The sequence below is a fragment of the Litoribrevibacter albus genome, assembly GCF_030159995.1.
Classification (GTDB): Bacteria; Pseudomonadota; Gammaproteobacteria; order Pseudomonadales; family Litoribrevibacteraceae; genus Litoribrevibacter; species Litoribrevibacter albus.
The window spans coordinates 226,107-240,348 of record NZ_BSNM01000027.1; the positions used below are offsets into that span (position 1 = coordinate 226,107).

Consider the following 14,242-nt stretch of genomic DNA (forward strand, 5'->3'; position numbering starts at 1 on the left):
TGACCTGATCTCATTTTCCAACGCTAGAGTTTACATTATGATCAAAACTTTATCCTAGAGGTCGACCAGAAATTTGTTGTGCCATTGTAATCGCATAACGATCGGTCATACCGCCTATGAAGTCCACCACCCGCATATAGCACTCATACAGACTCCAATCCGCTTGAGGTGCCCGATACTCCATTAAATCAATCACACGCTGATTTTTATAATTCAGCCCGCCGCCTTGATGGAATTGATGGACGGCACTGCAGAAGGCAGACAATAGCTCTTCAAGTACCGAGTACGCCCCAACTTCCAACAAGGTTTTGTTGCGGCTATTGAAGATGCGTTCCCGGGCCATGTTTTTAGCAGTGAGTACACACTTACGAGCGCGCTCCGGCAGATGCTCTACCAGATCGCCCTGAAGCCGACCATTCAGGATGTCATCCTGCTTTTCCATAAAGGTACGAGCTGTCGCCGTCACCAAATGATCAATCGCCTTCCCACGTAGCATGGACAACTTGCGACGGCCGGTTCCGGTATCGTTGATGCGCCAATAGGTGTCTGGAATATCCCCCTGAAGTAACTCAAACATCAAGGCTTCTACTTCCTTATAGGGAAGGATGTTCATCTCCAAGCCGTCTTCCAGATCCAGCAAGGCATAGCAAATGTCATCTGCCGCTTCCATCAGGTACACCAAGGGATGTCGGCACCAGGTGTCATCACTGAGTTTAATAAGCCCAAGCTTATCCGCAATGCCCCGCATGATCTCAAGTTCCGACTGATTACAGCCAAACTTACCTTTGTTTGCTGGGTTATCCTTTAACGACAAAGACGTCCAAGGGTATTTCAAATAGGCTCCGAGAGTGGCATAGGTCAATCGCATTCCACCATCAAAGAGATGATATTCCAGTTGGGTAAGAATCCTCAGCCCCTGAGCGTTCCCCTCAAAATTCAGTAAATCGCTTTTCTCTGCATCAGAAAGACCATCCAGCATGCCTTTTTCAGCCGCCTCATGGAAAAAATGTCGAATGGCATCTTCACCACTGTGACCAAACGGAGGATTACCTATGTCATGCGCCAAACAAGCAGCCTGAACAATCACACCGATGTCTTCGGGATTGATCCATTCAGGAGTCACGTCATTGAGATACTCCCCCACCCGAGTACCTAAGCTACGCCCAACACATCCGACTTCAAGACTGTGGGTTAATCGCGTATGAACGTGATCATTTTCATCCACAGGATGTACCTGAGTCTTTTTACCCAAACGACGAAATGCACCGGAAAACACCACCCTGTCATGGTCTTTGTGGAAAGGCGTTCTGGCTAACTCTTCTTGTGTTGCCGAAGATTTCCCCAATCGCTCTCGGGTTAACAAGGTGTCCCAAGACATGGACATATTCTGCTCTCCTTATAGTGATCAACGTCATGTTCATTGACCAACCACCGAACATCTCGAAGGTAAAATTTACAGCGCACGCAAAGCATCACAACGGTGCACATCAAGTAATGCCTTATACTCGCACACTTAACCCACTTCGACCATTAACAGGGGTCACATAGTCACCCAATCAATACTCAACGTATTCAAAGCTATACACATTAAACGCGCCACAGCCTCAAACGGGTCTCGCCTCTGCACTGTTTCGTCTAGGACTGAGGGGCTTTCTTCTGCCTGATCATCGAACGCCATCCACCCGCATTAGGTAGCATCCCTTTCACACCTCGCCATAACTGACGCTTATACGTATCCCCTAACACTTCTGCGGCACTAAACACACCCGACATAGCTGCACCAACCACACCAGAGGTCAGAGCGTCCTGTCCGGTTAGAAACAATCCAGCAATTTCCGTTTTTGGTTTCAGCCCTTTTTGCAGATAACGCTGGGGCGTATGAGCCAAACCGTAAATTTCACCGTCCTGGTATTTCATGAAATGATGCGTCGACAAAGGCGTAGAGAGTTCGTAATAACTCACCTTCCCTTTTAAATGAGGATATTGCTGATACAACACGGCCAATAACCGCTCACTCCAATAGGTCTTTCGTTCTTCATAGTCAGTGTCCCGTTTTCCCCACTGAGAACCAAACCACTGAGAGAACTCGGTTTTCGGAATTACACTCACCAGCTCCATCACCGACTTTCCTGGGTGACGAACAGGCCAAGTGGAGTCTCTTGCCGCAGAGCTGGAGACATACACAAAAGGAAAGTCAGCCGTTGAATCCTCTTCAAAGGCTGTCAGAGCTTGATCAAAATCCGCAGAGTGATGAAGCCAACGATTTCCCTTTGGAACACCTAACTCGGAGATATCCACATCAAAACCAAGATATAAACAAATGTGACAGGCTGACGACTCAACCACCTTCTCTTCCATCGGTTTACTGAAACGCTTAGCCGAGGGTAAATCCAACAAGGATTGAGTGTTAAACCAACCACAATTACTGATCACCGAATCACATGCGATACGGTAACCATCCGCCATTTCTACCCCGGTCACTGCACCGTCAGTCGCTAATATGCGAGCCACCTCTGCGTAGGTCATGACAGATCCACCCGCCTGTTCGATGGTCGGTAAAATGGATCGAGCAATCTCAGAAGAGCCCCCCCGAGGATACCAGCCCCCACTCATATAATGATTGGCAATCAGACAATGAAGAAAAAAAGAAGATTGACCTGGCGGCAATCCCAAATCACCCCATTGTGCCGACCATACAGCCTTGAGCTCCACATTATCCGTTAATTGATTAAACACTTCGGCCGTCGTCTGGTAATAACACGAGGGCACAAGCTTACTTACGGTTCGACCGATGGAGGCAGCCCCCGGGAATGACGATGTTTTTCCTGCAAAAAATAAAGGTAGCCAACGCTCAACAGAAAACAGGTAGTGGCAGTACTGTTTTATGGCATTAGTCTCATTTGGAAAATGTGATTCCAGGAATCGACGATAAGCGCCTTTGCCCAAGGGCGGCCGATAGGTTTGCCCGCCAATGATAAATTCATCATAGACCTCGCCCAGACTATCCCAGGCCAGTCGTCCCTCTGACATCCAATGAAACAATGCGCCCGGTCCGGTCAGGCGATTCCCCACCTGCCCAACATAATGAACCCCCACATCCCACTCGAAGCCATTTCGTTCATAGCTGTGAGTAAACCCGCCCGCCGTGTAATGCTGTTCCAACACCAGAACTTTTCGTCCCATCTTAGCCAGGCTCGCCGCACAGCTGAGCCCACCGATACCGGAACCAATCACCACATGATCAATCTTTGATGCTTCGACCAGCGCGTCCACTCGATTTGATCGATATCTTCGTCCAACTTTCGATACTAAGGTTGATGCCTGTTCTTTCACCATATTTTCCTCCCTGAATGTCACTAACACTAAGCCAACGCCTTATATTCCCTGTACACAATAACCATCGCCGTCGCTACGTTGCGCTGTTCCTGATTATTACTATTTATCCACATGTCCTAAATCCCGTTCAGGCCATGCGTAGTTACGAACTTTTTGTTTGATCAGTTTAGCATCAGGAAACCCGCCATCACGCTTTCGTTCCCAGATAAGCTGACCATCAATTTCAATTTGATAGACCCCACCCGTAGCTGGTATCAAAGTGACACCGCCGAGATCGTCAGAAAACGTTGAAAGCAGTTCCTGAGCCATCCACGCGGCTCTTAATAACCACTGACACTGGCAACAGTAAGTAATGCTAATAATTGGTTTCATTTCGGCCATTCGATTCTTCCAAATTCAGTTTTATAGTAGACCCAGACAACAAACCTCTAAAATCTTTACATCGTAAAGACAGAGCGCTATGTTTGTCCTGCACAAACACTCCACTTTGGCTATCTTATGATAGGATCTCCCAGCTAGCTAATTCAGGGAGAACCTTCCTTCCGAAGGGAAAGAAAAGGCCAAAGAGACATAAACGACAGACAACAGAATAAAGAAAACAAGGGAAATTTATGTCAGAAGTACAACAAACTATTCAGTTCAAACAAATCCTGCCTAGAGTACCAACATTGCTTGCAAACCTTCATAACGTAGTGAAAGGTCTGGTACTGGCAAACAACACCAATCCGGAAAAGAATCACGGGCTTGCATGGTGTATCGAAAGAGCCGTTAAACGTAATCCGGATGGTATTGCGATTAAAAGCGATCAGGGCAACATCACCTATCGGGAATTTAATCAACGAGCCAATCAAATCGCACACTTCCTGGAAGCGCAGGGCTATCAGATTGGTGACACCATCGCAGTGATGATGGATAACCGCGCCGAGCTATTAATTACCATTGCGGCGTTGGCAAAAATCGGTGTTGCGGCGGCGATGGTTAATACCGCACAGACACACAAAGTACTCACGCACAGTATTTCGATCGTTAATCCTAAAGGTGTTATCGTCGGATCGGAACTGCATCAATCCATTGATGACATCAAAGCAGAACTTCCACTGTCTGAAGATCAATTTTTCTTTGTACCGGACGGAGATACCGTTTCAGAGATTCCTGGCTATCGCCATCTTCCACAGGAAGCCAGTAATTCGCCAAAACACAATCCGGACACGTCGAAACGCGTCAAACGCGACGATCCACTGTTCTATATCTACACCTCTGGAACCACAGGCTTACCGAAAGCCGCCATCTTTAAGAATGGTCGATGGATGAAAGCCTTTGGCACCTTTGGGTTCATCATCGCGCGACTGAACAAAGACGATACGCTCTACTCCACATTGCCGTTGTACCACGCGACCGGCCTGGTGATTTTATGGGGATCAGCGTTGGCTGGCAGTTCTGCCTTTGCAATCCGCCGAAAATTCAGTGCTAGCCAATTCTGGTCCGACTGTCGTAAATACGATGCAACTGCGATTGGTTATGTGGGTGAATTATGTCGATACCTAATCAATGCACCGGCGTCTGCTGAGGACAGAAATCATTCCGTCACCAAAATGATCGGTAATGGCCTACGCCCAGGCATCTGGAAAGACTTCAAACAAAGATTCAATATTCAAAACGTCTTTGAACTTTACGCCTCAAGTGAAGGTAATGTCGGCTTCTCCAACATCTTTAACTTTGACTGTACTGTGGGCTTCTCTCCCGTGCCATACGCCATTGTTAAATACGATAAAGAAGCAGACCAGCCAATACGTGACAGCAAAGGCTTCCTTCAACCGGTCAAGAAAGGTGAAGTTGGCTTACTGATTGGTGAGATTTGTCCGAAAGCACCGTTCGACGGATACAACGACCCGGAGAAGACCAAGTCCTGTATTCTCGAAAACGTCTTCAAACAAGGCGATCGCTATTTTAATACCGGCGACCTGATGAGACACATGGGCTATCGTCACGCTCAGTTCGTTGATCGCGTGGGAGACACCTTCCGCTGGAAAGGGGAAAACGTATCCACCACAGAAGTCGAGCACATCCTCAACGAACATCCGGATGTCTCCGAAAGCGTCTGCTACGGTGTTGAAATTCAGGACACCAATGGCCGAGCTGGCATGGTCGCCGTGACACCGCATGAGAACATTGCGTTTGATCCAAACAAGCTGATGTCTCATCTAAACAGCGAACTACCGAGCTATGCTGTACCTGTCTTTATTCGAGAACAGCAACAGCTACAAACTACGGGCACCTTTAAATACCAGAAACACACGCTCAAAGACGAAGCATTTAACCCGGAGAAAGTTTCAGACAAACTGTGGGTGTTGTTACCTGGCGAGCAAGCCTATACAGAGGTTGACCCAACCTTGTATAGCAAGATTCAAGCAGGAGAATTTAGATTTTAAGATGATCAAGCGAGAATTTACGTTTCTTAAAGAAGCCATCCAGCGTTATCAACAGAAAAGCAATCGAGTGCTGCAACAGCAGCAGCGTCGTTTGCCAGATCAACTAGAAGGGCTGGCACTGCTGCTTGAGGGACAACCGTATTTCGGAATGAGCTTGGCCGCGCACACTACACGGCGGTTAAAGAACGTTTCGAGTGATCTGTGTGAGACCTTATATCTAACGAACGATCTACTCTGTGACAAAGCAACTGAACTGGTCGAACAAGCAGAAGGTCGCAGCTAGACTACAACTCATATTTTGTTATTTAGCTAAGACACACAAAAAAGGCAGCTGTTTAAGCTGCCTTTTTTTGTTAGAACAAATCCCGAGACCTGTCTATTAGGTTCTAGGACGAATCACCAAACGAGTCCCCGAGAAATCTATATTCTTCAAAGTGATATCACCAAAGCTTTGTGATTTCGGCGCACCGGCAACCCGCAGATTCTCATAACGCACTTCCCCAATTGACGTAGGAACAGCCAACTCAATGGAACCGTCGTCATGAATCTTAGCGGTAGGAGAACCATCATACTCCACACCTTCGATATAGGTATCTGCCTCCATCATCGCCAAAACAGGCAACGCAATCTTAGCCACCGTCTCCATCGTCTGATAACCATCCGCATCTTCCGGACTATCAATCAACGCCAGAAGATCTTCGCGTAGCCCCTGAGCGGTAATGACATCCATTTCCAGCTCATTAAGCGGCTCTAAGCCCCCCATTCCTGGTTTGTTCTGAAGTTCTTGTGCAGGCGGCTCATCATTTTCAATTCGAGCGGCATCCGCTTTAACCACCTGAAACGGCATCATCATCGCAGTGGCTAATGTAGCCGCAAAACGAATACTACTTTGACGTCTCAACGCTTTAGAGATCTGACGATCGGTCAAAATACCCAGAGATACCAGGGCCTCACCCAGTCTCAAACCGGATACTTTTTGATGATCTACCGCCTGAGCAAGTTGCTGCTCAGTAACCAGACCTTTATTGATAAGTAAGTTACCCAGCCTTGACTTAAACTGGGCCTGAGCAATTCGGCTCATAGTATTTATCTCCGTTATATAATTATTATTTATTCTCTCCATCCAACTTGCGAAGGTACTGCCTTAAAGAGGGTGCTCTCTTAAAGATAGTTAGATAAACACAAAAACGCCCATCAACTTAAACACTTTTAATAGTCAGCGTTTAAGTTGACGGGCATCTTCATTTGCAGTCATCTTTTCACAATTTTCAGGTCACTTGGGTACGACGAATCTCCTAAAAGGAAGCCCAAATGTCAGAGCTTGCGATATCCACACGCTCTTGTCTGTCATTCGCTTCTACAGCAGAAATGAACAAACGTTTCACCGATCCAGTAATCAGACCAGATTTATCCATTAAAAACGGTAAATCCACGCCAGATCGTCGAACTAATGCTTTATCACCAGTTGTAACCGAACGATTCTGAGGAAGTAATACCGAATCAGGAACGCCCACCAAAGGCATACCAGGAATAAACACAGCCGGAGACTGAACAGCCTCGGTGTAAGGATCTCTCAATAACGTCTTAAAGGCAGAAGGAGCTAATAACTCAACCCCTATCTGTGCGCCCTCAGAGGAAGGTCTGGACCAACGAATAACACAGATTTTCCATTCAGCATTCTGATGTTCACGTACGCCCATCACTTCGCCAATCTTTGGATAGCCCGCCTTACGGGGATCGATTTCCAAACAGAAACCACCAGCACTGACATCAATCACCTCAACAGATGCCACTTCCGATTTCTCAAGCGCCACATCTGCCATCACCTCTTCATAGGAAGAGAATCGCAACATATCGCCTTCAGAGGATTCAGACATTTGATGAATTTGAGGATCAGAAGAGGTTGTGTCTTCTGAACACCATCCATCTTCCATAGAAGGTAAGCTTGAGAATACTTGATCAAATCCAATACAGACTTGGTACTCGGCTTTCATGCGTAAACGAGGGAACACTCGCTCTGTTAGCTGAGTTACACGACCGGATTCAGAAGTTTTAGAAGCTGAGAATTCATTGTTGGAGTGAAACACGTCCAGAGCCTGAAACGCATTCATTTCCTTAGTGCTAGGCTGGTTCATTACCATCCTCCGACAGGTTTACCCTGTTCCAATTATTGTTTTTATAGTTATCGTATTTGGAACTATAGCAACAAAATCTAACCATTGCTAAACAGCAGTTACAAAAAGTTGCTTAAATTGTGAGCTAGTTCATCTTCAAAGATGACTCTTTATTCATGAAAAAATTATTCAGTTTTATGACAAAAAGTTATTGACTCTCAAAAAAGGCATCGCTATTATTTCGCTCCGTTGCCGGCATAGCTCAGTTGGTAGAGCAACTGACTTGTAATCAGTAGGTCCCGAGTTCGACTCTTGGTGCCGGCACCAGAATACTAAAAAGCCCAGTCAATGACTGGGCTTTTTTATGCTTATTTTTTAGGTGGAACCGATTCTTTCATTAGTAACCGTGGGTCCACTCGCTGATCAAACCAATTCATTCGCCAATCCAAATGTGCGCCTGTGGCACGGCCGGTTGATCCAATTTCTCCGACTTTCTCACCTTGCTTGATTGATTGCCCAACCTTTACATCCAGTTTGCTCATATGAAGAAAACTAGAGCTAATGCCATGCCCATGATCAATTACGACCGTACCGCCTGAAAAAAACAAATCCTTTTCAGCCAGGACAACCACCCCCGAAGCTGGAGCAATCACCGGAGACCCTTCCGGCGCTGCAATATCTAACCCAAAATGAGGTCGGCGTGGCTCTCCGTTATAAAAGCGCTGGCTGCCATACACGCCACTGATTAATCCCTTCGCAGGCCAAATAAAAGATTCCATATAATGCGACATATCACCAGAGTTAGCACGAGCCTTACGAACCTTGGCAGCTTCCGCCCGAATCCGCTTTAAATGCTCGGGATCTGGTGTAACAGTCCGTTGCGGTACACCTTCGACTTTTTGAATCTTGTATTCTCTCGCCTCAACCGAATACTGACGAGCAACTTCACGCCCATCTTTCATTTTAAAGATCAAATCCAGCGTTGGACCAAAATCGCGTCCCAGCCCAAGACCAAAGCTTCGTTCGCCATTAATAATCAACGTTCTTTTGGAAGTGCGAATGGAAACCACCTCATCTGAGGTAAGGTGACCAATCAACAGAGCCCCTTGCTTGAAGCTCCCCTGCCATTCGACCAAAGCACTTTCTTTTGCCTGCACACCGAAAGCGAACAGCAACCCAATAGAAATTCCCCACAACAACCTACGCATGACTTTTCCTGATTAGAAACCTTTATTTAGGCTATCTATATAAATATTTTTATTTTTTTCATTCAAGGGGTTTACAACGTTTTTTTTCTTCGTATAATGAGCGCCACTTGTTAAGGCAACAGCCCAAAACAAGCTACCTGAGCGGAAGTGGTGAAATTGGTAGACACGCTGGATTTAGGTTCCAGTGCTTCACGGCGTGAGAGTTCGAGTCTCTCCTTCCGCACCATTACAGGGGTATAGCCAAGCGGTAAGGCAACGGGTTTTGATCCCGTCATGCGTTGGTTCGAATCCAGCTACCCCTGCCATCTTTTTTTCCTTCTCTTATCTCCAACATCAAAACAATCCACCGTTTTAACGTTTCTCTTATATTTATCTCCCGACACTCAAGCATCATCAAACTAAAAGTACGCACATAAAAAAAGCCAGGTTAACCCCAGCTTCTTCTCACGTTTTTATTGGTATTTTCTGGATATCAGCATTCAGACCCTAGACGTTTAAGCCCCCATCACCTGACGCTTTCTATAGTCGACAAGATCAGCCAGGTAAGTCTGCTCTTTCTCAGTCAAAACACCACTGCCCATAAGCTCCGAATACAAAGACTTAATCGAATACTTATTTAACGCATTAATGCCATTTTCATTGAGCGCATCCATCAAGCGATCTTTACCCAAGTAAAATGCCATTGCGACAATAAAGCGCCGCTTAGAACCCTTCCTAACGCCACCAAACTCATTAAGTAACCACAGATAGTAGCGAACACCCAAATCCATATTATCTTTAGGATCCAACAAGTACGTGAAAGATTCTTCATCCAGCAATAATTCAGGCTGTACAGCCATCACACTATCAAGAGACAAACCTAACAAGCCAAATCTCTCTCCATCGGCCGCCGCCATATTGTTACGAGTCGCTGCAAATGAAATGGCTTGCATCACTTGCTGATCACTCTTAGAAGACAAGCCACTTTCTTTAAATTCATTCAACAACCAAGCAGGCAAAGACCTGAATCTCTGAGGAAGTGGAATAATAAAATCAGTAGTCAAACCACCTAATTTCACAGAAGGAACAGAGGACGCTACCGTCGGGTAACGCACATACGCCTTGGAAAGCAAACTTGCTTTTACTTTATTAATGGTACGGTCAGATGGGTTAGCCGTTTTAAAGAGCGCCCCCATCAATAAACTACTACCACGAGGCTTTGTCTTGGCAAACAATTCCTTAAACGAAGGATCTTCTGCAAACGCTTCCATGACCGTCTTACGCAGAATCTCATCCAGTTGCTCTTCCGCATGCTTTCTCAACGCAGTATGCAAGCCCATCCCCGAGACATCCAAACCATCCAGTTTTTTGTGTTGGATAGAAAGCTCAATACGGGATTTTTTATAGTCCAACTGACGTCGAATCAACCAATCCTGCGAATAGCTAACCCAGTGAGTCGTGTCCGTCGTTAACACTTCCGGCCAGTGCTTAGCAATTTGAGATCGATAGATATTCTGCGATTTCTTAAACTTGGTCTTAACACCAAACTTCTGTTCTTTGAGATCTTCAATGGTGATATTCGCCGTAGCTGATTTATCCTTACCACGCGTAGACACCACTTTTTCTTCTGACAAAACGCTCATTGAAAAGAGCATTAGCAATACTGAAATAAATAGTTTCTTCATTAGTTACTTTCTTGAAAAGGGTAAACCAATCTCGTCCCGCCCCGAGTCATCCTTAATCTTAGTATAAACCGATTACCCCACCCACGCAGGTTAAAGCCACACGCATTAACCAAACTAGACAAGAAGGACACAAAATACCAAACAGCTATCAGATTTATAGCTCCGTTCGAGAGATATCAAGTCAAGAGTTCGACTTAAAATGCCACACATTTACACTTATTTACATCAAAACCCGACAGGTGAACACAGATTCATTGGTAATAGAGATTTTCAGTGTCTAGATTGAAGAAAACCATTGGATAAACCACTGGATTTCATCAGCACTCTCATTGGCTTCACTCTTTACCCTATGAATATAATCTCTTATCTCAACGACCCATACTCTATTGCTCAAACCATCGAGCATATCGCCAAGCTTTTAAGCCAACACACATCCATCGTAAAAGATCACACATCTGCACAAGGCATCTTACCATTACGTTTCGGAGAGCTGGACAATCAAGGAAACTTCTTAGAATTTAAAATCCCAAAACAGTTCAAACTCACTTACTCAACCAAAAAGAAAGTAACTTCAGAACTGCTCTACTTTGATATCCTCACCAGACAGAATCAGTTTGATACAGCACTCAGCACTCTGTGTGACACCATAACAGAGTACAACAGAAATCATCGACCACTTTGGTCTGATAGCTCTTCTTTTTTTGGGATCAACATATTAATCCCACTGGTACTAAAGAATGAAGCCCACATTCCAATGCTGATACACTTCTTATCCAGCACCGACCTCCATAAAGAAAAATCACTAACAGAAGATCTCAACCGAGTATTTCAGACTCACGGCTGGACCACTAAAACACTCGAACTGTTAGCCGCCAGAGCCACTATTATTGAAGGCAAATGCGGCCAAAAACAGATAAAACATTTATTACGGGAAGGAGCACTTCTTCAACACCTTCAGTCCGACCTCAACCAAAATATCCTACTGGAAAAAATCACCGAATTTGCTTTGCTCAACTATTCAGAGCAAGAAGGAGAAAACACCCCAAAAACCATCATTACGCAAGCATTAAAATCATTCAAAGGGGTTTCAGATACGCTCACCTATAAATGTAAATTCCTTCAAAGGAGCTTTGTTGAACACTTCCCAAACTACTTACCATGTAGCTCACACTTATTTAACGGACATGACCGGTAAAGGATTACTAGGTAGTCTTTTCTAATTTATTTCTGCATGCTTACAGCCAATTTATTTTCCAAAAAGCTTATGGCTATCTATTTCACGTAATCAGTACGCGCACATTGATAGCCTAAACGCTTGCCACCCAATGAGAGCATCGCATGAAACTGTTTGATCTTATCCCCCAAAAGTTATCTGATCTGCTACCACCCACCTTAAACCAAGACATTCCTGCGCCTATTGATCAAGTAGCAGAACAAGTCCTAGAGGTCGGAAAATTGGCTGGTTACGCAGGCATTGGTTTAGCCATCAAAACTCGTGATTACGCTAAAAACACGCTTAATGAATTGATTGAGATTGGAGAACAAGCACTCGGCGAAACTCCAACACAGACAACAGCACAAGAAGAAACATCCAGCGAAGTACCTGCACCTCAAGAGCCCGCTAAACCTAGCCTCGAAGAACTATTTTCAGATGCATCAGAAAACATCAAGACCCTGACATCAAAACCGGACAACGCGACATTAGGCGAGCTCTACGCCCTGTATAAGCAAGCCACCATTGGCGATATCTCAGGCAAACGCCCTGGCATCACCAAAGTTGCAGATCGTTATAAGTTTGATGCCTGGAACAGAAAGAAAGGCATGGATAGAGACATTGCCAAGCAGGCATACATTGAAAAAGTCGAATCACTGTTAGCTAGCTGACACTAGCCAGATTGATGACATTTCGAACAAAGGGGCGTTAAGCCCCTTTGATCATTATTGAGAACTGTCTAGCCCTACCGCACCTTTGGCCTTCTCCAGAACCTCATCCCAGATACTCTTCGTCAACACCACCGGCAACTCCGAACGTCCTTCAGTAGGATCTGAATCCACTGATGTCACTGACGACTTTTCTATCGCCACTTCCAAATCATTCAACGCAATACCAATGGCATCCGTCATGATTTGCATATCTGGCATCACTTCCGGTGTAGAGGTGACAGCAATGTCGACAACACCGTTATAGCTTAAAGCAACAATCACTAATCCTAAGCCATCAAATAAAGGTGCAGAATTACTTTGCGACTCCAACTTCGCCGAGCCAAGATACAAAGGTCTTTGCGGCCCAGGTACGTTAGTGATCGACAAGTTATAGATCGGAGAATGACGATCCGCCAAGTGCAGACCGGAATACAACCGGCTGGCCAAAGCCAACGTTGTCGTCGGAATAATCTCCGTCAAACTGTCGGCACTGATCGCGTGGTTATATACCTTGGAGCTGGAAACACTTTTATGAATGGTCAGAAGTCGCTCTACAGGATTTTCAATGTGCGTGCCAAGACGCACCAAAGTAGCAGACATCTGATTTCCAAAAGAGGCATGAATGGTTCGTGAACGGACTGACAGCGGTGAAAACGCAATCAAGGATTTACGCGGCAGGTTTCGCTTAAAGTTCAGGTAATGCCGCAATGCGCCTGAACAAATCGTTAAAATCACATCATTAACGGTAGCACCATCTACCGCATCACGAACGGCCTTAATACGACTCATATCTAGCGCTTTATGACCAAATACCCGACGACATGAGATCGAACCATTAAACGGCGTATGCGGCGCACTGAACAAACCAGGTTGATTTCCAGAACTCTCGACCAAACGCTTCTTCAACATGGTATTGGTAAGATTGGATAAAAACTCCCGCGCCAACTGCCCCAACTGCCCCAACTGCGCCATTTGGGATGCTTTCTTTTTGTAGGACTTCAAAAGAAGCTCAGTTTCCGTTGGTAGTTCTTCCGGCCTCCATTCCCGCGCAATCTCGGAACGGGACAAATTAGGCTCAACATCCAGAAGCGCACTGATCATCTCCTCACCGGAAATATTATCAATGGCACAATGATGAAGCTTAAATATGACGGCAAAACGATGCGAACCAAATTCTTCCTCATCGAAACCATCCACAAATATAGCTTCCCAAAGCGGTTTATCACGCTCCAACGGCTTTGCAAACTCCGCCGCTGCCATGTTGACCAACTTCTTACGATTCGACGGTTTCCCCAGAGGAACATGTAATAGATGGTTATCCACATGAAAATCAGGGTCATCCACCCAATAAGGGTTATCGAGTTTGAGAGGTACTTCAATGATGCGCTGACGGAAAAAACGCGCGATATGGAGACGAGATAAAATCAGCTCTCTGAACTGGGCAAACGTAAAATCCTGACCGGTTTCACTATTATCAAACAGGTACAAACCACCAACATGCATTGGTGTATGTTCTGTTTCTAGAAAATAGAACGAAGCGTCAAGAGAAGAAAGCTGCTGCATAGAAA

At 45.5% G+C, this 14,242-nt stretch carries 12 protein-coding genes and 3 tRNA genes; 7 read left to right on the forward strand and 8 right to left on the reverse strand.

Features of this window, described 5'->3' with window-relative positions:
- Nucleotides 1-49: 49 nt before the first annotated feature.
- The 3 genes from QQL66_RS20760 to QQL66_RS20770 form a co-directional block, all read right to left on the reverse strand.
- Nucleotides 50-1,384 (reverse strand): deoxyguanosinetriphosphate triphosphohydrolase, encoded by a 1,335-nt coding sequence (locus tag QQL66_RS20760; RefSeq protein WP_284384144.1) that lies wholly within the window; start codon nt 1,382-1,384, stop codon nt 50-52.
- 251 nt (nt 1,385-1,635) lie between these two features.
- On the reverse strand, nt 1,636-3,336 hold the full coding sequence (locus QQL66_RS20765; protein WP_284384145.1) for a phytoene desaturase family protein: 1,701 nt from the start codon (nt 3,334-3,336) through the stop codon (nt 1,636-1,638).
- A 99-nt stretch (nt 3,337-3,435) separates the two neighbouring features.
- On the reverse strand, nt 3,436-3,717 hold the full coding sequence (locus QQL66_RS20770; protein WP_348524855.1) for an Rdx family protein: 282 nt from the start codon (nt 3,715-3,717) through the stop codon (nt 3,436-3,438).
- Nucleotides 3,718-3,947: 230 nt separating this feature from the next.
- On the opposite strand from QQL66_RS20770, the gene QQL66_RS20775 reads away from it, so the two are divergent.
- Nucleotides 3,948-5,765 carry a long-chain-acyl-CoA synthetase gene (locus tag QQL66_RS20775; protein ID WP_284384147.1) on the forward strand — a complete coding sequence of 606 codons (1,818 nt, stop codon included), beginning with the start codon at nt 3,948-3,950 and terminating at the stop codon, nt 5,763-5,765.
- Between the two features lies 1 nt (nt 5,766).
- Entirely contained in the window at nt 5,767-6,048 is a 282-nt protein-coding gene (locus QQL66_RS20780) for a hypothetical protein (RefSeq protein ID WP_284384148.1), read from the forward strand.
- A 96-nt stretch (nt 6,049-6,144) separates the two neighbouring features.
- On the opposite strand, the gene QQL66_RS20785 is transcribed toward QQL66_RS20780, so the two are convergent.
- On the reverse strand, nt 6,145-6,846 hold the full coding sequence (locus tag QQL66_RS20785) for a cyclic di-GMP-binding domain-containing protein, MshE-related (protein ID WP_284384150.1): 702 nt from the start codon (nt 6,844-6,846) through the stop codon (nt 6,145-6,147).
- Between the two features lie 214 nt (nt 6,847-7,060).
- Complete coding sequence (locus QQL66_RS20790; protein ID WP_284384152.1) at nt 7,061-7,900, reverse strand: hypothetical protein; 840 nt, start codon at nt 7,898-7,900, stop codon at nt 7,061-7,063.
- 230 nt (nt 7,901-8,130) lie between these two features.
- On the opposite strand from QQL66_RS20790, the gene QQL66_RS20795 reads away from it, so the two are divergent.
- A tRNA-Thr gene (locus QQL66_RS20795) sits at nt 8,131-8,206 on the forward strand.
- 41 nt (nt 8,207-8,247) lie between these two features.
- On the opposite strand, the gene QQL66_RS20800 is transcribed toward QQL66_RS20795, so the two are convergent.
- Nucleotides 8,248-9,087 (reverse strand): M23 family metallopeptidase, encoded by an 840-nt coding sequence (locus QQL66_RS20800; RefSeq protein WP_284384153.1) that lies wholly within the window; start codon nt 9,085-9,087, stop codon nt 8,248-8,250.
- Between the two features lie 141 nt (nt 9,088-9,228).
- Between QQL66_RS20800 and QQL66_RS20805 the strand changes: the two genes are divergently transcribed.
- Nucleotides 9,229-9,313 (forward strand) — tRNA-Leu (locus tag QQL66_RS20805).
- Nucleotides 9,314-9,317: 4 nt separating this feature from the next.
- Nucleotides 9,318-9,392, forward strand: a tRNA-Gln gene (locus tag QQL66_RS20810).
- Between the two features lie 189 nt (nt 9,393-9,581).
- Here the strand turns inward: QQL66_RS20810 and QQL66_RS20815 are convergent.
- Complete coding sequence (locus QQL66_RS20815; protein WP_284384154.1) at nt 9,582-10,751, reverse strand: hypothetical protein; 1,170 nt, start codon at nt 10,749-10,751, stop codon at nt 9,582-9,584.
- A 295-nt stretch (nt 10,752-11,046) separates the two neighbouring features.
- Here QQL66_RS20815 and QQL66_RS20820 point away from each other — a divergent pair, with 295 nt between their 5' ends.
- Nucleotides 11,047-11,946, forward strand: coding sequence for a hypothetical protein (locus tag QQL66_RS20820; protein ID WP_284384155.1), 900 nt, complete (start codon nt 11,047-11,049; stop codon nt 11,944-11,946).
- Nucleotides 11,947-12,089: 143 nt separating this feature from the next.
- Complete coding sequence (locus QQL66_RS20825) at nt 12,090-12,635, forward strand: acyl-CoA-binding protein (RefSeq protein WP_284384157.1); 546 nt, start codon at nt 12,090-12,092, stop codon at nt 12,633-12,635.
- A gap of 54 nt (nt 12,636-12,689) precedes the next feature.
- Here the strand turns inward: QQL66_RS20825 and QQL66_RS20830 are convergent, their stop codons facing one another.
- On the reverse strand, nt 12,690-14,237 hold the full coding sequence (locus tag QQL66_RS20830) for a WS/DGAT/MGAT family O-acyltransferase (RefSeq protein WP_284384158.1): 1,548 nt from the start codon (nt 14,235-14,237) through the stop codon (nt 12,690-12,692).
- Between the last annotated feature and the right edge of the window lie 5 nt (nt 14,238-14,242).

Bases quoted from the DNA above. Each gene is read 5' to 3' on its own strand.
- QQL66_RS20765 (WP_284384145.1), bottom strand. From the start codon at position 3,336: ATGGTGAAAGAACAGGCATCAACCTTAGTATCGAAAGTTGGACGAAGA.
- QQL66_RS20760 (WP_284384144.1), bottom strand. From the start codon at position 1,384: ATGTCCATGTCTTGGGACACCTTGTTAACCCGAGAGCGATTGGGGAAA.
- QQL66_RS20825 (WP_284384157.1), top strand. From the start codon at position 12,090: ATGAAACTGTTTGATCTTATCCCCCAAAAGTTATCTGATCTGCTACCA.
- QQL66_RS20780 (WP_284384148.1), top strand. From the start codon at position 5,767: ATGATCAAGCGAGAATTTACGTTTCTTAAAGAAGCCATCCAGCGTTAT.
- QQL66_RS20775 (WP_284384147.1), top strand. From the start codon at position 3,948: ATGTCAGAAGTACAACAAACTATTCAGTTCAAACAAATCCTGCCTAGA.
- QQL66_RS20815 (WP_284384154.1), bottom strand. From the start codon at position 10,751: ATGAAGAAACTATTTATTTCAGTATTGCTAATGCTCTTTTCAATGAGC.
- QQL66_RS20800 (WP_284384153.1), bottom strand. From the start codon at position 9,087: ATGCGTAGGTTGTTGTGGGGAATTTCTATTGGGTTGCTGTTCGCTTTC.
- QQL66_RS20790 (WP_284384152.1), bottom strand. From the start codon at position 7,900: ATGAACCAGCCTAGCACTAAGGAAATGAATGCGTTTCAGGCTCTGGAC.
- QQL66_RS20830 (WP_284384158.1), bottom strand. From the start codon at position 14,237: ATGCAGCAGCTTTCTTCTCTTGACGCTTCGTTCTATTTTCTAGAAACA.
- QQL66_RS20785 (WP_284384150.1), bottom strand. From the start codon at position 6,846: ATGAGCCGAATTGCTCAGGCCCAGTTTAAGTCAAGGCTGGGTAACTTA.
- QQL66_RS20770 (WP_348524855.1), bottom strand. From the start codon at position 3,717: ATGGCCGAAATGAAACCAATTATTAGCATTACTTACTGTTGCCAGTGT.